The organism is Achromobacter sp. ACM04 (assembly GCF_014851465.1).
Classification (GTDB): Bacteria; Pseudomonadota; Gammaproteobacteria; order Burkholderiales; family Burkholderiaceae_B; genus Achromobacter; species Achromobacter aegrifaciens.
Map to the genome: position 1 here is coordinate 100,977 of NZ_JACUZS010000006.1, position 18,943 is coordinate 119,919.

At 65.6% G+C, this 18,943-nt stretch carries 16 protein-coding genes and 1 tRNA gene; 9 read left to right on the top strand and 8 right to left on the bottom strand.

Translation table 11 applies throughout. From position 1 onward, the window contains the following. Positions 1 to 9: 9 nt before the first annotated feature. On the bottom strand, positions 10 to 1,302 hold the full coding sequence (locus tag IB259_RS28840; protein ID WP_192330819.1) for a phospholipase A: 1,293 nt from the start codon (positions 1,300 to 1,302) through the stop codon (positions 10 to 12). 136 nt (positions 1,303 to 1,438) lie between these two features. Then, entirely contained in the window at positions 1,439 to 2,941 is a 1,503-nt protein-coding gene (locus IB259_RS28845) for an aldehyde dehydrogenase family protein (protein ID WP_192330821.1), read from the bottom strand. 149 nt (positions 2,942 to 3,090) lie between these two features. Between IB259_RS28845 and IB259_RS28850 the strand changes: the two genes are divergently transcribed. The 7 genes from IB259_RS28850 (at position 3,091) to IB259_RS28880 (ending at position 8,236) form a co-directional block, all read left to right on the top strand. Further along, positions 3,091 to 3,840 (top strand): amino acid ABC transporter ATP-binding protein, encoded by a 750-nt coding sequence (locus tag IB259_RS28850; RefSeq protein ID WP_054451273.1) that lies wholly within the window; start codon positions 3,091 to 3,093, stop codon positions 3,838 to 3,840. A 142-nt stretch (positions 3,841 to 3,982) separates the two neighbouring features. Then, complete coding sequence (locus IB259_RS28855) at positions 3,983 to 4,774, top strand: ABC transporter substrate-binding protein (RefSeq protein WP_054451274.1); 792 nt, start codon at positions 3,983 to 3,985, stop codon at positions 4,772 to 4,774. 4 nt (positions 4,775 to 4,778) lie between these two features. Beyond that, the gene (locus IB259_RS28860) at positions 4,779 to 5,471 is read left to right on the top strand and encodes an amino acid ABC transporter permease (protein WP_054451275.1); all 693 of its coding nucleotides are present in this window, start codon (positions 4,779 to 4,781) and stop codon (positions 5,469 to 5,471) included. Positions 5,472 to 5,473: 2 nt separating this feature from the next. Continuing rightward, entirely contained in the window at positions 5,474 to 6,163 is a 690-nt protein-coding gene (locus tag IB259_RS28865) for an amino acid ABC transporter permease (protein WP_054451276.1), read from the top strand. An 11-nt stretch (positions 6,164 to 6,174) separates the two neighbouring features. Next, entirely contained in the window at positions 6,175 to 7,467 is a 1,293-nt protein-coding gene (locus tag IB259_RS28870; RefSeq protein WP_192330823.1) for an FAD-binding oxidoreductase, read from the top strand. A 12-nt stretch (positions 7,468 to 7,479) separates the two neighbouring features. Continuing rightward, entirely contained in the window at positions 7,480 to 8,064 is a 585-nt protein-coding gene (locus IB259_RS28875) for a helix-turn-helix domain-containing protein (RefSeq protein WP_054451277.1), read from the top strand. 95 nt (positions 8,065 to 8,159) lie between these two features. Then, a tRNA-Arg gene (locus IB259_RS28880) sits at positions 8,160 to 8,236 on the top strand. A 6-nt stretch (positions 8,237 to 8,242) separates the two neighbouring features. Here IB259_RS28880 and IB259_RS28885 read toward each other — a convergent pair. From IB259_RS28885 to IB259_RS28895, 3 genes are all read right to left on the bottom strand, one after another. After that, positions 8,243 to 9,769 (bottom strand): FAD-binding oxidoreductase, encoded by a 1,527-nt coding sequence (locus IB259_RS28885; RefSeq protein ID WP_192330825.1) that lies wholly within the window; start codon positions 9,767 to 9,769, stop codon positions 8,243 to 8,245. Positions 9,770 to 9,776: 7 nt separating this feature from the next. Beyond that, the gene (glcF, locus tag IB259_RS28890; RefSeq protein ID WP_192330826.1) at positions 9,777 to 11,144 is read right to left on the bottom strand and encodes a glycolate oxidase subunit GlcF; all 1,368 of its coding nucleotides are present in this window, start codon (positions 11,142 to 11,144) and stop codon (positions 9,777 to 9,779) included. A gap of 107 nt (positions 11,145 to 11,251) precedes the next feature. Further along, on the bottom strand, positions 11,252 to 12,208 hold the full coding sequence (locus IB259_RS28895; protein WP_054453540.1) for a helix-turn-helix domain-containing protein: 957 nt from the start codon (positions 12,206 to 12,208) through the stop codon (positions 11,252 to 11,254). Positions 12,209 to 12,355: 147 nt separating this feature from the next. Here IB259_RS28895 and IB259_RS28900 point away from each other — a divergent pair, with 147 nt between their 5' ends. Further along, positions 12,356 to 13,321, top strand: a complete 966-nt coding sequence (locus tag IB259_RS28900; RefSeq protein WP_192330829.1) for a tripartite tricarboxylate transporter substrate binding protein — start codon at positions 12,356 to 12,358, stop codon at positions 13,319 to 13,321. Between the two features lie 224 nt (positions 13,322 to 13,545). After that, positions 13,546 to 14,469 (top strand): class I SAM-dependent methyltransferase, encoded by a 924-nt coding sequence (locus IB259_RS31265; protein WP_192330831.1) that lies wholly within the window; start codon positions 13,546 to 13,548, stop codon positions 14,467 to 14,469. A gap of 338 nt (positions 14,470 to 14,807) precedes the next feature. On the opposite strand, the gene IB259_RS28910 is transcribed toward IB259_RS31265, so the two are convergent. Genes IB259_RS28910 through IB259_RS28920 form a run of 3 tightly spaced genes read right to left on the bottom strand, consistent with a single transcriptional unit; the run spans position 14,808 to position 18,612 of the window. After that, positions 14,808 to 15,848, bottom strand: a complete 1,041-nt coding sequence (locus tag IB259_RS28910; protein WP_192330832.1) for an XdhC family protein — start codon at positions 15,846 to 15,848, stop codon at positions 14,808 to 14,810. Positions 15,849 to 15,850: 2 nt separating this feature from the next. Beyond that, the gene (locus tag IB259_RS28915; protein ID WP_192330833.1) at positions 15,851 to 18,142 is read right to left on the bottom strand and encodes a xanthine dehydrogenase family protein molybdopterin-binding subunit; all 2,292 of its coding nucleotides are present in this window, start codon (positions 18,140 to 18,142) and stop codon (positions 15,851 to 15,853) included. Then, positions 18,139 to 18,612: a (2Fe-2S)-binding protein gene (locus tag IB259_RS28920; protein ID WP_054453532.1), complete on the bottom strand. Its 474-nt coding sequence runs from the start codon at positions 18,610 to 18,612 to the stop codon at positions 18,139 to 18,141. Before IB259_RS28920 ends, IB259_RS28915 begins: the two co-directional genes overlap by 4 nt. Positions 18,613 to 18,943 lie beyond the last annotated feature (331 nt).

The following is an 18,943-nucleotide window of genomic DNA, read 5'->3' on the forward strand; positions in this document are numbered from 1 at the left end:
GGGCGCGCCTTACGGCACCAGCGACAGGCCGATGCGGAACTGCGATTCGTTGCGCTGGTTGTAGCCCAGCAGCGTTTCGCCGTAGCCGTTGAAGTACTGCAGATGCAGGTAGCCGTTCATGTTCAGCCAGGTGCGCTGCAGCGGCCAGGCGAAATCGAGCTGGGTGGTTCGGCGCTTCTGGTCGCCCTGGCGGTACATGGCGGAGATGACTGCGCCATTGTCCTGGGCCCAGCGCAATTGCCAGTCGACGTGGCCGGCGTAGTCGGCATAGTCGCTGTTCTCGCTGGCGACGCCGAAGTAGGCCTTGACTCGCGGCGCAAAGGTGAGCGTGCTGCCGCCGTCGAAGCGGTAGTGGAAGCGCGGCTCGATATAGCCGTCGTTGAGCGAGCGCGAATCCTCGCCGTCCTTGCCGTTGGAGTTGTGCTCGACGCCGGTATTCATGCCGAAGCGCCAGTTCTGGCTGGCGGACTGCCAGATGTTGTCGGACAGCCAGAAGGCGCTGGGATTGAAGGTGGTGTCGATGAAGGGCATGGAATCGCCTTCCAGGTCCCACAGCGAGGTCTGCGTGTACGCCAGGTAGAAATTCTCGTCCCAGGTCGCGGGACGGTCGCCCGCGGGGCTGAAGAGTCGGTACTTGGCGCTGATCTGAAAGCGCGCGGTGGTCTGCCCGCGGGTGCCGACGTCGAAGTACACCGGCTTGTATTCGGAAATGGAACTGCGGAAGCGGTCGAACGCGGTCTGCTGCTGCACCGTCGGCACGGCGGACGCGTCGGGCGAGGGGCCGCCTTCGGGCGATGCGCCGACCGCGGCCACGGCCGCGGCGGGTACGGGTTCTCCGCTGCTGGCGTCCACCACCGGGCCCCGCGCGGGCGTGCTGGCCAGGGTGCCGCTGTCGCGGCCGGTGGCGTCCAGCGCCATCATCGCGGGCTGGCCTTCGATGGATACGGCCTGCAGGCCCTGGGCCGTGGCGGGCACGACGGCGGTCCAGGCCATGCGCGCGAAGTTGTTGACGGGCACGCTGAAGCTGGCCGTGCCGCCGCGCAGCTTGGCCAGGCTGCGCACGATCTGGCCGTCCTGGCCGCGCCATTGCAGCACCAGTTCCGGTGGCGCTTCCCAGGTGGAGCGGGAAGTGCCTTCGTTGAAGTACACCGCCTCGATGGTGACGGTCTCTCCGGGGGCGGCCGAGGGGCGATCCAGCCGGTACGACACGCCCGCGGTGGCTGCGCCCGCCAGGCCCATGGTCAGGGCGGCGGCCAGGGTGCGCAGGGGGAGGGCGGATCGTGCAGGGCGGCTGATGGTCATCTGGTCATAACGTAGTTTTGTGACCAGGAAATGTAGCATCGACCCCCGCTACAGTTTGTAAGGCAGGCTAATCGTATGTAGAAAGCGTAAGCCCCGCGCATGGCGGGGGCTTGTGGGGACAGCGTTGCGCGCGGGCTTATCCGCCGAACTTGATGCCCTGGGCCAACGGCAGCTGGCGCGAATAGTTGATCGTATTGGTGGCGCGGCGCATGTAGTTGCGCCAGGCGTCCGAACCCGATTCGCGGCCGCCGCCGGTTTCCTTTTCGCCGCCGAACGCGCCGCCGATCTCGGCGCCCGAGGTGCCGATATTGACGTTGGCGATGCCGCAGTCCGAGCCGGCCGCCGACAGGAAGGTCTCGGCTTCGCGCAGGTCATTGGTGAAGATGGCCGACGACAGGCCCTGCGGCACGCCATTCTGCAAGGCCAGCGCCTGGTTGAAGTCGGCGTAGCGCATCACGTAGAGGATAGGCGCGAAGGTCTCGTGGCAGACCACGTCGGTCTGGCCCGGCATTTCGGCGATGGCGGGACGCACGTACCAGGCGTCGGGATATTGCTCGGCCAGCACGCGCTCGCCTCCCGTGACCTTGCCGCCTTGTTCGCGCGCCGCCGTCAGCGCCGCCTGCATGGCGTCATAGGACACGCGGTCGATCAGCGGACCGACCAGCGTGCCGCTTTCCAGCGGGTTGCCGATGGTGGCGCTGGCATAGGCCTTGTGCAGGCGTTGCACCAGATCTTCGGCCACGCTCTCGTGCACGATCAGACGGCGCGTGGTGGTGCAGCGCTGGCCGGCCGTGCCGATGGCGCCGAACACGATGCCGCGCGCGGCCATGTCCAGGTCGGCCGTGGGGCCGACGATGATGGCGTTGTTGCCGCCCAGCTCCAGCAGCACGCGGCCAAAGCGCTGCGCCACGCGCGGCCCCACCTGGCGGCCCATGCGGGTCGAACCGGTGGCCGAGACCAGGGCCACGGCGTGCGAATCCACCAGCGCTTCGCCGATGTCGCGTCCGCCGATCAGCACTTCGGACAGGCCGGGGGGCGCGTCGCCGAAGCGTTGCGCGGCCTGTGCGAAGAGCGCCTGGCAGGCCAGCGCGGTCAGCGGGGTTTTTTCCGACGGCTTCCAGACCACGGCGTTGCCGCAGACCAGCGCCAGCGCGGCGTTCCAGGACCACACGGCGACGGGGAAGTTGAACGCGCTGATCACGCCGACCACGCCCAGCGGATGCCAGGTTTCCATCATGCGGTGGCCGGGGCGTTCAGAAGCGATGGTCAGACCGTACAGCTGGCGTGACAGGCCCACGGCGAAGTCGCAGATGTCGATCATCTCCTGCACTTCGCCTTCGCCTTCGGCCACGATCTTGCCGGCTTCCAGGCTCACCAGGCGGCCCAGCTCGCGCTTGTGCTGGCGCAGCGTTTCGCCGAACAGGCGCAGCAGCTCGCCGCGGCGCGGCGCCGGCACGTCGCGCCACGCCAGGCTGGCCTGGCGCGCGCGGGTGATGGCGGAATGGGCCTGGGCCACCGTGTGTTCATGCACCTGAGCGAGCTCGGCGCCGTCTATCGGGCTGCGCGCGCGCAGCGTGCCGCCAGTGAGCGATTCCGGGTTCAGCCCGAGCGCGCGCAGGATGTCTTGGGGAGTGTCCATGCCGGTTCCTTGGGTTGCCTGCGAAGAGCCTGTCTTCGCTTAAGGGTTATGCCTAAGTGGCGATTCTGGAAAAAAATTTACTATACGAAACTCCAGCGTGAATTGCGAAACCTTTTTAACCAGGGCAGCACTCATACGAAGGTGGATCCGTGGCGGAACCTCTGCTGGTAGTCCAGGCAGTCAGCAAGACCTATCAACGCGACGGGCAGGCCCCGCATCTGGCGTTGGACGGCATCGACTGCCAGCTCGGCCGCGGCGAGGTCATGGTGGTGGTCGGCCCCTCCGGATCCGGCAAGAGCACCTTGCTGCGCACGCTCAACGGACTGGAGAGCATCGACAGCGGCGCCATCCGCGTGGACGGCGTGTCGCTCACCGACCCGGCCACCGACGTCAACCGCTGGCGCACCGAAGTCGGCATGGTGTTCCAGCACTTCAACCTGTTCCAACACCGTACTGCGCTGGACAACGTCGCGCTACCCCAACGCGTGGTGCGCGGGCGCGCCCGCGCCGACGCCGAGCGCTACGCCCGCGAACTGCTGGGCCGCGTGGGCATGGGCGACTACGGTGCGCGCTATCCCAGCCAGCTCTCCGGCGGCCAGCAGCAGCGCGTGGCGATCGCGCGCGCGCTGGCCATGGACCCCAAGCTGATGTTGTTCGACGAGGCCACGTCGGCGCTCGACCCCGAAACCGTGGGCGGCATTCTTGAACTGATGCGCGCGCTGGCGCGCGACGGCATGACCATGGCCGTGGTGACCCATGAGATGGGCTTCGCTCGCGACGTGGGCGACCGCGCGCTCTTCATGGACGCGGGCCGCATCGTGGAAATGGGCACGCCGGACGAGGTGTTCGGCCACCCCAGGGAAGCGCGCACCCGCGCTTTCCTGGAAAAGATTCTGTAGTTCCTAGCAGCAAGGAAGCAACGGGTCGTCCGCATGTGCGGCGCCCGGCGGTAACCAGGGCCGGTCCGGCTGATCCGGGCGCTGCCGGCGCTCTGTGCTTTGCCCGGAATGATGTGAGTCCATTCACCACAAGGGGTAGGAAATGCTGAAAATCAAACAATGGCTGGGCATGGCCGGCATCGCCCTGGCGGCCGCCACTGTCGCCTTGCCCGCGCAAGCGGACGAGCTGGCCGACATCCTCAAGCGCGGCGAGTTGCGCGTCGCGGTGCAGACCTCCGGGCCGCTGATGAGCTTCATGGACAAGAGCGGCAAGCGCACCGGCCTGGCCGTGGAAGTGGCCAAGCGCATGGCCGACGACCTGGGCGTGAAGCTGGTGCTGCAGGACTACGAGTGGAAGGGCCTGATTCCCGCGCTCTTGTCCGGCAAGGCCGACATGGTGGCCGCCGACATGACGCCGACCCCGCAGCGCGCGGCCCAGGTACTGTTCTCCACGCCCATGTTCTACGCCGATACCGTGGCCGTGGTGCCCAAGGATTCGCCCTACAAATCGTACGAGGAACTCAACAAGGACGGCGTGACCGTGGGCGTGCTGGGCGCCAGCACCTATGCGGAAGTGGGCAAGAAGATGCTGCCCAAGGCCACCATGAAGGAGTTTTCGGGCGGTAGCGCACCCGTGGGGCAAGCCCTGTCCAGCGGCCGCCTGGACGCCGGCATCATGTCGTTGTCCACCGCCAACCAGTTCCTGGTCGACTTCGGCAACCTGCGCGTGCTGGACGGCATCATGGTGCGCGAGCCGCTGGCCTTCGCCGTCGGTCCCAACGCCTTCCGCCTGAAGTTCTGGCTGGACAACTGGCAGACGCTGAAGACGGCCGACAACACGCTGCCAGAACAGGTGAAGTACTGGTACTCCACGGACTGGAAGAAAGACCACTGAGCCCATGGACTGGCTGCTCGACTTCTATAACTGGCGCATCGTCAGCCAGTACACGGGCCAGTTCGCCACCGGCCTGGCCAACACCCTGATCGCGGCGGGCGCAAGCCTGGTGCTGTCGGTGCTGGCCGGCATCCCGCTGGCGCTTGCCCATATGTCGCCCCGCGCCGCCATCTGGCGGCCGGTGGCGGCGTATGTGCAATTCATCCGTTCAACCCCCTTGCTGGTGCAGATCTACCTGGTCTATTACGCGGTGCCCATGCTGGTGCCGGGCGCCAAGGGCTGGAGCGAGATGCTGCTGGGCATCCTCGCCATGACGCTGCATCATGCGGCCTACATGAGCGAAATCATCCGCGTGGGCATCGAATCCGTGCCGCGCGGCCAGATCGAAGGCGCCAAGGCCTGCGGCATGAATTACCACCAGCGCCTGCGCTACGTGGTGCTGCCGCAGGCTTTCGCCAATACGCTGCCGCCGCTCCTGGGCCAGACCGCCGTGCTGATCAAGGACACCTCGCTGCTGTCGCTGATCACGGTGTTCGAACTGGTCGCGGCCGGCGTGCAGATGAACAGCGACCGCATCGTGCCCAACGAAAGCTTCCTGACCATCGCGGCCGGCTATCTGCTGATCTATGCCTGCATGCTGCTGCTGTCGCGCGGCGTGAGCATCTGGCTGGCGGGGCCCGCCTGGAACGCGAGGTAAGCATGCTGGATTCCTATCTCTCCACTGCGGGCGTCGTGCTGCCCTTCCTGCTGAAAGGCTTCTGGGAGACCCTGAAGATCTCCTTCGTGGCCATCATCGCGGGATCCCTGCTGGGCTTCGTGATCGGCGTGATCCGCAGCTACCGCATCCGCGGCGTGCACCAGCTGCTGGGCTTATACATCCACATCCTGCGCGGCACGCCGTTCCTGGTGCAGCTCTACATCTTCTATTTCGTGCTGCCCAGCTCGGGCATCGAGATGCTGCATTGGGATTCCGGCACGGCCGCCTTCGTATCGTTGTCGGTCTACACGTCCTGCTATGTCGCGGAAATCGTCATGGGCGCGATCCAGGCCGTGCCGCGCGGCCAGACCGAAGGCGCGATGACGTTGGGCCTGCGGCCGTTCCAGATCCTGCGCCTGGTCATCCTGCCGCAGGCCATGCGCCTGATCGTGCAGCCCATGAGCGGCGTCTACGTCATGCTGATCAAAAGCACGGCCATTCTGTCGGTGGTGGGCATTACCGAGCTGACGCGGCAGGGCGAGGTCTTCATCATCACCTTCCCGGCCAAGTCGCTGTTCATCTACGGCATGATCGCCGCCATCTACTTCATTTACTGCTACCCGCTGCTGCGACTGGCCAACTGGCTGGAAAAGCGCCTGACGGGCGGCTTGCAGGGCGCGGGCCTGAACTGATGCCGACCACCATGGCTTCCGAGTACATCGACACCTATTACAAGCGCACGCTGGCCGACGGCGACACCCGTTATGCGCCGCTGTCCGGCGCGGCCAGCACCGACGTCTGCGTGGTCGGGGCAGGGATGGCGGGCTTGTCCGCCGCGCTGGAACTGGCCCGGCGCGGCCGCGACGTCACTTTGCTGGAAGGGCGGCGCATCGCCTGGGGCGCATCCGGGCGTAACGGCGGTTCCGTCTCGCCGGCATACTCGGCCGGCGCCGACGCCATCAGAAAGCACGTCGACGAAGACCACTACCGCAAGCTCTACCGCCTGTCGATGGAAGGCGTGGAGATCATCCGCAACAACATCCGCGACCTGGACATCACCGACGCCCGCAAGATTGACGGCCGGCTGCGCGTGGTGCGCTACGAGGCGACCGACGCCCTGCGGCAGTGGTGCGACAGCCAGCAACGCGACTTCGGCCGCGACGTGCGCCTCTTGAGCCGCAGCCAGGTCCGCGAACGGCTGCTGTCCGACGTCTACTTCCAGGGCGTCGAGGACCCCACGTCCTTCCACTTCCACCCGCTGAACTACGCCCGCGCGCTGGCCCGGGAATGCGCGCGCCTGGGCGTACGCATCCACGAGGACTCGCCTGTCGTGCAGGCGTCGCTGGACGGAGCCGTAAAGCGCCTGAAAACAGAGCGAGGCGAGATCGATGCCCGCACCGTGGTGCTGGCCACCGGCGGCTACACCGAGGACGTGGTGCCCGCGCTGCGCCGCGCGATACTGCCCATCGCCACCTACATCATGCTGACCGAGCCGCTGGGCGACCGGGTGCTGGAAGCCATACGCACCACCGCCGCCATCGGCGACGACCGGCGCGCCGGCAACTATTACCGCGTGCTTGATGGCGGGCGCATCGGCTGGGGCAGTAGAATCACCACCCGTGTCGACGACCCGCCCGATCTGGCGGAGTCGCTGCGCCGCGAGCTCCTTTCCGTCTACCCCCAATTGCAGGGGTTGCGCGTGGAGACGGCGTGGTCGGGACGCATGGCCTACGCGCGGCATCTGATGCCGCAGATCGGCCAGCTGACGCCGGACGTCTGGTACTGCACGGCGTTCGGCGGACACGGCATGAACACCGCGTCGATCGGCGGCCGGGTCGTCGCCGAAGGGATCGCGGGCGACACCCAGCGCTACAAGCTGTACGCGCCGTTCGGGCTGGCCTGGAACGGCGGCGGTCTGGGCACGGCAGCGGTGCAACTTACTTATTGGTCTTACCAGGCGCGCGACTGGTGGCGGGAGCGGCGGTCGCGGGCATGACAGGGTGCATAGATGGAAGGCAACAAACAAAGCGTGTTGGCACAGCGGCTGCGAGCCTTGCGCCAGGCGCGGGCGTGGACCTTGAAGCAGGCGGCCGCGGCCACCGGCGTGTCCGCGTCCACGTTGTCCAAGATCGAAAACAGCCTGCTGTCGCCCACCTATGACAACCTGATCAAGATCGCGGCAGGCCTGGAGCTGGACGTGGCCGAACTCTTCACCGCGTCCGACGCCCACATGGGCACCGGCCGCCGCAGCCTCAGCCGCCAGGGGGAAGGGCGCCAGTACGAAACCCCGTACTACGACCACCGCCTGCTCTGCACCGCGCTGTCGCACAAGCGCATGATGCCCTTCCACACCCGCGTCAAGGCGCGCTCCTTCGACGAATTCCACGACTGGAGCCGCCACCGCGGCGAGGAATTCGTCTACGTCCTGGAAGGCGAGGTCGAGCTTTACACCGAGTTTTACGAACCCGCCCGGCTGAAGACCGGGGAAAGCTTCTATATAGACAGCCGCATGGGCCACCGGGTGATCAGCCTGAGCCCCGAAGACGCCCTGGTGCTGTGGGTGTCGACCCATGCGGATATAGGCGAAGAGTAGGGTTCAAACCCCGGTATTGCGGGCCGGCCGCCCAAGCCGCCCGCAACAAGGTAAAATGCGGCGCCCGGATCTTTTCCGGGCCATCACCACACCGCGCGGCAGTAGCTCAGCTGGATAGAGCACGGGCCTTCTAAGCCTGAGGTCGGGGGTTCGAGCCCCTCCTGCCGCGCCAATATCTTCATTCGATCCCGTACTTCCCCGGCGCAATCACCCCATTCGGATCCAGGGCCGCCTTGATCGATGCGCAAGCTCGCACCAGCTCCGGCATGCGCTGCGCCTGGTGGAACTCGTGATACATCGTCGGCGCACGCCCCACGAAAATGCCTCGATCGGCGAACAGCTTGGCCAGTGTCCGGTAGCAGGCATCGGCGCGGGCGGTTTCGTCGGCGTCCTCGCGGTTGTAGATGATCGCGTGGATGGCGCGGGCGAATCGGGCGCCGCAAACGTTTGACAGCAGGTATTCCAGCCCGTGGTCGCGGCAGATGCGGCGTGCATCTGCCTGCAGGCTATTGACGATGTCACCCGCGACCGGGGAACCCGCCGACAGCCAGATCGCGCCGCCGCCCGGCCGCCAGCCCAGCATCTTCAATTCGCTGTCGGTCGGCACGCCGGTGTTGGAGTTGATGGCGATGTGCAGGGGGCCGATGTCCTCGGCTTCCTCCAGGGGAATCTGGCGTCCCTTGCCCGAGGCCAGGAAATGCTGGGCGATGCGGTCGATCTGGGGCTGTACGGCGGCGCGACTCGCGCCGTACACGGCGCCTGATACGGTCCAGGATCCCAGGTCATACTGCCTGCGCAGCGCGGCGCGGCCCTCGTCGGACATCGCGTGTTTGCCGCCGCTGGCCGCGTATTCGGGGTTGGTGGCCGCCGAGGACAGCAGATACAGGTCGTTGGTGGCGCGGATCAGCGTCGGCACGAAATTGCTGAGCTTCAGCGGACGGATGCGTTCGACGATCTCCCCCAGATCTTCGTCGTCGGGGAAGGTGAAAAAGAAGGGTTCGATATGCGGCGGCCGGGGCATGAGCCACATGCCTACGCGGGTGACGATGCCGAAGTTGGATTGGGAGAACAGGCCGTCCAGCGTGGGGCCGAAGCTGTATTTGGAGACGTGCCAGTTGGGATGCGAGGAACCGGCCAGGCTGCCGTCGCCGGTGCGGATCACGTCGCCATTGCCGAGCACAACTTCCATGCCGCAACTCATGCCGAAGTGATCGGCGTAGGCGCCGCTGCCGCCGCCCTTGTCCAGGGCGTTGGCGAGGATGCTGCCCTGCGATGGACCTGCGGTCGGCGAGATCATCAGCTTGCTTTCCCGGCGCTGCAGCTCGTCGTGCATGGCGCGGAAGCTCACGCCGGGTTCGAGCACGCAATAGCCCAGCGTCTCGTTGACTTCCAGGATGCGATTCATGCGCCGGCCCAGGTCCACCACTACCTGGCCGGGACGGATGGGCGAGCGGGTGCCCAGACCGATGTTCTGACCATTGCTGATGGGATAGAGCTGAACGCGGAAGCGATTGGCCAGGCGCACCAGCGTTTGCACCGCCTCGGTCGAGTCGGGGTAGGCGACCGCGCCGGGGCGCACGTCGGCGCAGGGCAGGGTATGTTCGCCATAGCGTCCGAGGACGTCGTCACTCAGCGAGATCGCGTCCGCGCCAAGCTCGGCCGCCGCCGCATGGGCGAAATCTACGATAGGGTCATTGGAAGGCATACGTCTTTCACCACAGAAGATCGCCGCTGCCGGCGGTTGTCGGAACCGGCGAGGCCGCCGGCGTTGGAGTGTCGGCCGCTGCCTGCGGCGGCTTGGGCCGGAAGTCTTCAAGACCGCGTGGGGGTGGCCCGCCGGTGGCCCAGTCCAGCAGCTGGACCGTGTGCGCCACGGGCACCGGCGTGAAGCGCGAGATCTGCACCAGGCATCCCATGTTGCCAGCGGCGATCACGTCCGGTTGGCCGGCCGAGGCGTGGGCCGCCTTGCGTTGTCCCAGCCGGTCCGAGATGGCCGGCTCGAGGATGTTGTAGGTCCCCGCCGAGCCACAGCACAGATGCGATTCCGCGATATCGCGCACCTCCATGTCCAGCTTGCCCAGCGCGCGGCGCGGCGGCCGTTCGATTTTCAGGCCGTGCTTGAGTGAACAGGAGTCGTGATACGAAACGGCCAGGCCTAGCGCCGAGCCGCTGGCGGTCAGCGACAGACTGGCGGCAATTTGCGAGATGTCCTGAGTGGCCTCGACCACCAAGCGCACCTGCGTCGACAGTTCGGGGCGGTCAGACAGTAGCTCTTCATAGCGTTTGATGACGGAGCCGCAGCCCGATGTGGTGCTGATGATGGCGTCGATCTGCCCCGCCAGCAGCGCGGCCGACCAGCTGCGGACAGCCTGTTCCATGTGCCGGGTGGCGGCCTCGCGCCGTCCCATGTGCAGTTCGAGCGCGCCGCAGCATTGCACGCCGGGCACGTCGACGACGGCGATGCCGGCGCGTGTGAGCAGCCGTTTGGCCGAGGCGTTGATCTCGGCGCCGAGCACCGATTGGGCGCAGCCGTCCAGCAGCGCGACGCGGCGCGTCGGGTTGGCAGGCGGCTGCGGAGCGGCTTCGGTGCGTGGCGCAAAAGCCGCGAGTGCGGGGGCGCTGGATAGGGAGGCCAACGCGCCCAACGGGCCGCCGAGGCGGCCGGCGGCGCCGCGCAGCAACCGGCCCGCGGCCGCGGCCGGACGCAGCAGCGCGGGGGTCGTCAGTACCCGGGCCAGCGCTGAGCGCAGCAAGCGCTGCGTCAGCGGGCGGGCCTTGCTTTTTTCGATGTGCTCACGCGCGCCGTCGATGATGGCATGATACGAAACGCCGGCCGCGCAGGTGGTTTCGCACGACAGGCACGACAGGCAGCGGTCCAGGTGGCGCACGGCGGCCGGGCTGGGCGCTGCGCCGCTGTCCAGCATCTCGCGCGCCAGGGCGATCCGGCCGCGCGGTGAATCCAGCTCTTCGCCATCGAGCACGTAGGTGGGACAGACTGCGGTGCAGAAGCCGAAATGCACGCAACTCTCGGCGGCAGCGCGGACCGCGTCGGGGCGGTGAATGGTGATGGTCTTGGGCATGGTGCGACGGAAGCTTGCCGGCCAGGGCCGGGATGAAGCTCATTCTGCCGTCGGGCCGTGCGCGGGGCTGTGCCCAGCGCGTCAGCGGACGCCGCCCAGGGCGTCAGTCAGCCGCGGGTCTGCCCTTGCTTGAGCAGATTTACAGGCAATTCGCCGTATCGCTCGGAGAAGCGCCGCGTGAAGTGGGAGAGATTGTTGAAGCCGCAGGCGAAGGCGGCCTCGCTGACCGTGCGGGTCTTGCCGGCCGCCAGCAGCTCATGCGCGAGCGTCAGGCGGGCCTGCACCACGTAGGCTTCGAACGACAAGGCGGCATGCCGCGCAAACAGGCGGTGTAGGGTGCGGACCGATATGCGGCAGGCTGCGGCCACCGTTGCGGGCGACAGGTCCGGGTTGGCGATCGCCGTATCGATATGGCGCTTCACGCCGACGAAGCTCAGTTCGGTGGAAGGGGGCGCCGCGGCGTCCGCCAGGGATGCGCAATGCAGCGCCACGATTTCGATGACGGCATCCAGCAGCGTGTCGACGGTGCGGTCCTGCAGTTTCACCGTCGTATCGGTCAGCAGGCGCATGGCTTCGGTAAGCACGGGCGCGAACGGCATATCGGCCGGCAGGCTGGCCGGCGCGCGTAGCCGCCGCATGCCCGGGGCGCGCGCGCTCAAGGCGTGGCGTGGCAACAGCACCAGCCGGCGCGAGGTTGTTTCCGGGAACGTGATGTCGAACGCGGATCCGGTGTCGAGCAGCCCGAATTCTCCGGGCCGCAGGCACAACTGCTCGTCACCCTGGGACATCAAGGCGCTGCCCTGCAATTGCAGGCTGAGCATGATGTGATCGCCATTGAGACGGCTGACTTGCCGCTGGGAGCGGCGGATCATGTGCGGGGAGCTCGCGAAGTTCACGAGCCGGACTCCCGCGCGGTTCTGGCTGGACATGGTGCCGGCGAATCCGGCGTCGGGTTCGGCGCGGAATTCAGAATCGAGCACACCGGCGCAGACCGCATCCTGCCAGAACGCCAAGGCGTGCTGGCCGTGATCGTGGGTGCTCCAGTTGTGCCATTCAGGCGCCATTTCGGCTCCGGGGTCCGTTGCGTGCTGTCGCTGCCAGCGGCATCGGCTGGCACGTTGGGTCGTGCCCAATGTAGCGAGGCAGTGGAGAATGGGCCATCCGTGCATTCCCCAGTAACGGCGTACTGTGTTCAACGAATGGAGCGTGGCATGAAACGGTTTCTATCTTTGTGGGCAGGTGCAGTGCTCGCGTTGTCGGCTTTCTGTGTCGCGGCGCAAGAGTATCCGGCACGGCCCGTGCGCATGATCGTGGGCTTCGCACCGGGCGGCGGCAACGATATCCTGGCCCGCCTGATGGCCGAGCAGTTGCAGCGCCGCCTGGGCCAGCCCTTCATCGTGGAGAACCGGCCGGGCGCCAGCGGCGCCATTGCGATCGGCGCCGTCAAGCGGGCCGAGGCCGACGGCTATACCTTGCTGGTGGGGCCGAGCAGCGGCATGACCGTCAATCCGGCCATCTACAACAACCTGGACTACGACCCGGTCGCCGATTTCGCGCCGATCTCCCTTGTGGGGGATATTCCGATGATCCTGACCGTCAAGGCTGAAAGCTCGGCGCGCTCGGTGGCCGATCTGGTCGGCCAGGGCAAGAAGAGCGGCAAGCCTCTGTTTGCAGGCTCGGGCGCCAACTCCTTCCAGCTCGCGACCGGACTCTTCGCCAAGCGCGTCGGCCTGGAAGCGGAGGTGGTCAACTACAAAGGGAACTCTGCCGTGGTCGCGGCCTTGTTGGCCAACGAGATCGACTTTGCGCTGATCGACACTGCGGCCGTATTGCCCCAGATTCGCAGCGGCCGGCTGAAAGCGCTGGCCGTCACGGGGGCGAAGCGCTTTACCTTGTTGCCCGACGTGCCCACTGTCGCGGAGTCCGGAGTGCCGGATTTCGCAATGTCATTCTGGTCGTCCCTGTACGCCCCTGCGGGCACGCCGCAAGCCGTCATCGAGAAGCTGCAGAACGCCGTATCCGCAGCCGTGCGAGAGCCCGCCGTGGCCGATCGCCTGCTGGAACTGGGCATCGATCCTGTAGGTAGCGCACCGCAGGTCCTGGCCGATACCATGGCCCGGGAGATTCCGATGTATGCCGCGGCCGCCAAGGAGGCGAACCTGTCGCCAGTGCAGTAGGCGCGTGGAGACGACCTGTCCGAATTTGTCCTTTGCTTTACTGCAACTGTCGACAGGCGGAAGCTGGCCGTCTGCCGGCTATGAGTGATAGGTGCTGACTCGATGACCTATATAATCCCGCAAGATATACAGGGGCACTTACGGGGACTGCTGGTGCGAGGTGCCGCATGGGCAGTTCTCCTATTAGGTGTGGTTATCGACACCATTGGATCGGGGATTGCTAGGTGGACGGCCAACAACTTTCGCAGTTCATCTCGGACGCTCAGCAGGCAGTGTGGGCGTCCCGGGAAGTCAGGGGACAACTACAGAAGAATCAAGTCGCCGTGATTCCGGCCAACTTCTATTCGAATATTCCGTCTTTAGAAGAGATATCCGAATCTTTCGAATACAAGGATGAGAATGTCCCCCCTTATTTGGATTCGGGAATTTTTGACTCTCTTAGCTTGCGAGATGAGCTGATCAATCTGGCGGACTACTCTGTTGATTTCGACCCACCTAAGGATGGCGATGTCGAGAATCCCACGGCTTTCTTCTGGAGCAATGACCAATTCCCATTCATTGACGGGATGGCATACCACGCTGTTCTGCGTAAGCTCAAGCCACGGAACGTGGTTGAGATCGGCAGCGGCTTTTCTTCCTTGGTGGCCCTTGAAGCGCTGCGTCGGAATGGTGTTGGCAAGCTGACCTGCATTGAACCGTTTCCCAGACGCTTCCTAGAAGATCGGGCGAAGAAGGGCGAGATACGCCTTATTCAGAAGAAGGCCCAGACGTTCGGCGATCTGAACGATTTCCTGGAAGATGGCGACGTGCTGTTCATCGACTCTACTCATACGGTGAAGATCGGTAGCGATTGCCTGCATCTGTATCTGCGCCTTTTGCCCAAAATCAAACGCAGGATCTGGGTACATGTGCATGACATCTTCCTACCTTTCGGCATGCCGGCAGACTGGGCGCGTGACCTGCATATCTATTGGACCGAGCAATACCTGTTGCTGGCATTCCTGCTGGATAATCCTAAGGCCACAGTGAAGTTTGGCGCGAAATATCACGAATATGTTGACAGAGAGTTTCTGGAGCGAACTTTCATGCATGGACGCTCCCCGTCGAACGGCGGCAGCCTCTGGTTTGAGTACGACGGCACCAAATAGTGCACGAATCATGAATAAAATGGCATGCCCGCTTTGGCGTTTTTCTCTACTTGGGGCGAGTATGCGAACCCGATTCAGGAGCATGCGCGTGCCTCAACACCAGGGCGCAATGGATGGATATTGGTGCCTCTGGCGCCATTCTTTTGGCGTGACGCGAAATGAGTTAAGGGTGGTGGGTGACCTCCCCCCTTAACTCCTCCCAGTTTCCACTCGGACCGCTCTAGCTATTTGATCAGTTCCTTGCTGTCCAGGTGTGTATGGCACACACCTGAGTGCTCCGAGCCATGTCTTGCGCGGGGCTTTTTTTAATTACCCTTTCACTACCCAGGGCGCGATGCTCATGGCGTCAGGGGTTGGGTCATCGCCACGGGACCGTGTGCTGCAGGTAGCCCCCGGCAAGAACCATCGACGATGGCAGGCAATACAACCCCGTTCTTGACAGCAAGTATCTCCGCCATGATGCTCACCGCGATTTCCGCGGGCGTCCTGCTGCCGATATTGATGCCGACTGGCGCATGCAGCCGTTCCAGGGATGCGGCGGTTTCGCCGAAATGCTCCATGAAGCGTTGCCTGCGGATGCCCGTATTGCGGCGTGAACCGATGGCGCCCACGTAAAACGCCGGGCTGTGCAGCGCTTCCAGGAGCGCGAGGTCGTCCAGCTTGGGATCGTGGCTCAAGGCGACGATGCAGGTGCGCGTGTCGGGGGCGAGGGCCAGGACGGCGTCATCGGGCATTTCCCGCGTGATGCGCACGCCGGGCACGGACCAGCTGCCCACTTGTTCTCCGCGCGGATCGCAGACGGTCACCGCAAAGTCGTTGAACAAGGCCATGGTGGCCAGGTATTCCGCCAATGCGCCTGCGCCGATGAGCAGCATCCGGTACTGCGGCCCCAGCGTGGAACAAAGCGTCGCGCCGTCGAATTGCACTGTGGCGGGCGTCGAGGCCTGCGCCAATGTCACCGCTCCGGTGGTTACGTCAACGGTGCGCTGGACCAAGTGGCCGGATTCGAGCCGCCGGACCAGGGCGTCCAGCGTTTCGTAGTCCGGCTGGAACTCCAGCAGCAGCTCCAGCGTGCCGCCGCAAGGCAGTCCGAACCGGCGTGCTTCGTCGGCTTCGATCCCGTAGCGCACCAGTTCAGGCGCGCCTTGCGCGATGGCGCCTGTGCCATAGGCGCGGGTGTATCGATGAATCAGGTCGTCTTCGATGCACCCGCCCGAAACAGAGCCGACGCAGCGCCCGTCTTCGCGCAGCGCCATCATGGAGCCGACGGGGCGCGGGGAGGAGCCCCAGGTCTTGACCACCGTGGCCAGCAGCAGCCTGTGCCCGTCCGCCAGCCAGGCGCGGGCTTCGCGCAACACGCGGACGTCGACCGTCTCCATGCCTAGGCTACCCTGCGCACCGGCAGGCTGCGGATCCGCTTGCCGGTGGCGGCAAAGATGGCATTGCTCAGCGCGGGCGCGACGGGCGGCACCGGGGGCTCGCCCACGCCGCCAGGAGGCAGGGTGTGATCGTCGTTGACCAGATGCGTGCGGATCACGCGCGGCGAGGCATTGTGGCGCAGCACTTCATAGTCGTGGAAGTTGCTCTGCTTCACGCGGCCGCGTTCGAACGTGATCTCGCTGGCAAGGGCAAGGCCCAGGCCCATGATGGCGCCGCCTTCCATCTGCGCGCGGATGCGTTCGGGGTTGATTTGCGGACCGCAGTCCATCGCCATGTCCACGGCCACCACGCGCACCTCGCCCTTTGCATCCACGGCCACCTCGACCACGGTGGCGGTGTAGCTCATGAAGCTGTAGCAGAATGCCAGCCCAAGGCCGTGGCCCTGGGGCAGTGTTCTGCCCCATTCCGCGCCTTTGCAGGCCGCTTCGATCACGCCGCGCAGGCGGCCCGTGTCGTAGGGATAGAGCTCGGGGGATTCTGAGTAGTTCCAGGTGTCGGCCATTGTGCCCGGGTCGATCCTGCGCGCCGGGCCGATGAGATCGAGCGCGAAATCCTTGGGGTCCTTGCCCGCGCGGTGGGCCAATTCGGCGATGAAGCACTGGGCAGCGTAAGCGTGCGGAATGTTGGCTACCGAGCGGAACCAGCCAATACGGGCATGGGCCTCCACTTCGGCCGTTTCCACCCGGACGTTGGGAATGCGGTACGGCATGTTGATGGCCGACATGGCCGATTCGAAGAGCTGCTGGCCCTTGGCGCCTACCGAAAAGAGGGAGGCGATGGTGGGGGCGGCGCTGCGGTGCAGCCAGGACTGGACCTGGCCATTCTTGTCCAGAACGGCCTCCAGGCGTTCGACCGACACGGTATGCAGATAGTCATGATGAATGTCGTCCTCGCGAGTCCACACCAGCTTGACTGGCGTGCCTTCGGGCATGGCGCGGGCGACGATGGCTGCCTCGTCCACGAAATCGGGCTTGGACTTGCGGCCGAACCCGCCGCCCAGCAGCAAGACATTGACCGTGACGTCGGCGGGCTCCAGTTTCAGCCGGGCGGCGACGGCATCGCGCGCGGCGATGGGGTTCTGGATCGACGTCCAGACCTCGGCGCGGCCATCTTTGATCCGGACGGTGGCCGCTGGCGGTTCCATGGAGGCATGGGCCAGATGGGGAACGTAGTACTCCGCGGCGACGCGCTCGGCTTCGGGCGCCTTGGCCCAGGCTTGCGCGGCATCGCCCTGGCTGCGCATGGTCTTGCCGGGCTTGCGCGCTGCCGATTCCAGGGCCTGGCGGTAGGCGCTTGAGTCGTAGCTGCCGTTGGGGCCGTCGTCCCATTCGATTTGCAGCGCGTCGCGGCCTTGGCGGGCCGCCCAGGTGTTGCGCGCGACGATTGCGACGCCGCCCAGGGGCTGGAATGCGGGCGCCCCTTGCATTGGCGGAATCTCCACGACCTTCAGCACGCCGGGCACGGCCAGCGCCTTGGCGCTGTCGAGACGGCGCAGCTTGCCGCCGACGACAGGAGGACGTGCGACGACGGCATAGACCATGCCTGGCAGGCGCATATCCATGCCGTAGCTGGCCTGGCCCTTGCCGATGGCCTCCAGGTCCACCAGGCGCACGTGCTCCTTCCCGATATAGCGGAACTCGGCCCGATCCTTGAGCTTGAGGGCATCGCCCGCGGGAACCGGCTGTTTGGCCGCGTCCGCCGCCAACTCGCCATAAGTCAACCGGCGCCCGGAAGGCTGGTGCAGCACCTCGTGTTGCACCGCTTTGACCTCGGCCACAGGAACCGACCAGCGCGCTGCGGCCGCTGCTTCGAGCATCTGGCGGGCGGCCGCACCGACGCGTCGCATGGGCATCAGGAAGTGCCGCACGCTGCGCGAGCCATCCACGTTCTGGTTGCCATAGCGCGCTTCATCGGCCTGCGCCTGCATGACCTTGACGCGGTCCCAGCGCGCTTCCATTTCGTCGGCCACCACCATGGGCAGGCTGGTGCGCACGCCCGTGCCCATTTCGGCGCGGTGCGCGACGATGGTGACGGTGCCGTCCGCGGCGATGCTGACGAAAGCCAGCGGGTCGTCGACGGTGCCGCCGGGCATGCTGTCAGCGCCGTACTTCTGGGCGGGGGACTCGGCGGCCCAGGCTGCCGTGATCAAACCCCTGGCCGTGACCGTCAGGGTGAGCGCGCCCAAGGCGCCCTGCAGAAAGCCGCGCCGGGAAAGTTGAGCGATGTGCGTCATTGCTTGCCTCCCTGGGCGAGGAGCCTGGCCGCCTGCTGGATGGCTGCGCGGATGCGAGGATAGGTGCCGCAACGGCAGATATTGCCGCTCATGGCGTCCTCGATGTCTTGGTCGGTCGGCTGCGCCGAGACCTTGAGCAGGCTTACCGCCGTCATGATCTGGCCCGCCTGGCAGTAGCCGCATTGGGCAACGTTCTGTTCTATCCAGGCCTGTTGCACCGCCCGGCCGACCGCATCCGCCTCTATCCCTTCGATGGTCGTGATGCTGTGGCCTGCCACTGCGGAGAGAGGGGTGACACAGGACCGGATTGGCGCGCCGTCCATGTGCACGGTACAGGCGCCGCACAACGCCATGCCGCACCCGAATTTGGTGCCGGTCATGCCGAGTTCATCCCGTAAAGTCCAGAGCAAGGGCGTTTCGCCCGGGACGTCGATATCCTTGGCCTGGCCATTGATTTGAAGTTGGGTCATGGAGGAATCCTTGGTGGGCGGGCATGGCAGGCGAAAGCTTGCCTGAACCGTGAGTGAATCACTTTTTCAAATCGGAATTCTGCCTAAAAATTCAAAAAATCTGCCTAATTGTTCCAGACAGAACTTAAGGGCGACGAGCCAGAGCTGGCGCCTGGAGCCCACGCGAACGGCTCCTTCGGATCGTCGAGGGTCAGCCCCGAGGATGTTACGCCTTCGGCCGGCCCGTCGGTGAGCACGGTGTATCCGTGCTGCCAGGTCGCGTGCAGCCCCATTTTTTCGGTTGCGCTGCAATGACGTCCACCCTGTCACATTCCATACCAGCATCTCCGCT

What these genes read in the sequence shown, in the direction of transcription:
- IB259_RS28840 (WP_192330819.1), bottom strand. Translation starts at nt 1,302, where the DNA reads ATGACCATCAGCCGCCCTGCACGATCCGCCCTCCCCCTGCGCACCCTG.
- IB259_RS28845 (WP_192330821.1), bottom strand. Translation starts at nt 2,941, where the DNA reads ATGGACACTCCCCAAGACATCCTGCGCGCGCTCGGGCTGAACCCGGAA.
- IB259_RS28855 (WP_054451274.1), top strand. Translation starts at nt 3,983, where the DNA reads ATGCTGAAAATCAAACAATGGCTGGGCATGGCCGGCATCGCCCTGGCG.
- IB259_RS28860 (WP_054451275.1), top strand. Translation starts at nt 4,779, where the DNA reads ATGGACTGGCTGCTCGACTTCTATAACTGGCGCATCGTCAGCCAGTAC.
- IB259_RS28865 (WP_054451276.1), top strand. Translation starts at nt 5,474, where the DNA reads ATGCTGGATTCCTATCTCTCCACTGCGGGCGTCGTGCTGCCCTTCCTG.
- IB259_RS28870 (WP_192330823.1), top strand. Translation starts at nt 6,175, where the DNA reads ATGGCTTCCGAGTACATCGACACCTATTACAAGCGCACGCTGGCCGAC.
- IB259_RS28875 (WP_054451277.1), top strand. Translation starts at nt 7,480, where the DNA reads ATGGAAGGCAACAAACAAAGCGTGTTGGCACAGCGGCTGCGAGCCTTG.
- IB259_RS28885 (WP_192330825.1), bottom strand. Translation starts at nt 9,769, where the DNA reads ATGCCTTCCAATGACCCTATCGTAGATTTCGCCCATGCGGCGGCGGCC.
- glcF (WP_192330826.1), bottom strand. Translation starts at nt 11,144, where the DNA reads ATGCCCAAGACCATCACCATTCACCGCCCCGACGCGGTCCGCGCTGCC.
- IB259_RS28895 (WP_054453540.1), bottom strand. Translation starts at nt 12,208, where the DNA reads ATGGCGCCTGAATGGCACAACTGGAGCACCCACGATCACGGCCAGCAC.
- IB259_RS28900 (WP_192330829.1), top strand. Translation starts at nt 12,356, where the DNA reads ATGAAACGGTTTCTATCTTTGTGGGCAGGTGCAGTGCTCGCGTTGTCG.
- IB259_RS28910 (WP_192330832.1), bottom strand. Translation starts at nt 15,848, where the DNA reads ATGGAGACGGTCGACGTCCGCGTGTTGCGCGAAGCCCGCGCCTGGCTG.
- IB259_RS28915 (WP_192330833.1), bottom strand. Translation starts at nt 18,142, where the DNA reads ATGACGCACATCGCTCAACTTTCCCGGCGCGGCTTTCTGCAGGGCGCC.
- IB259_RS28920 (WP_054453532.1), bottom strand. Translation starts at nt 18,612, where the DNA reads ATGACCCAACTTCAAATCAATGGCCAGGCCAAGGATATCGACGTCCCG.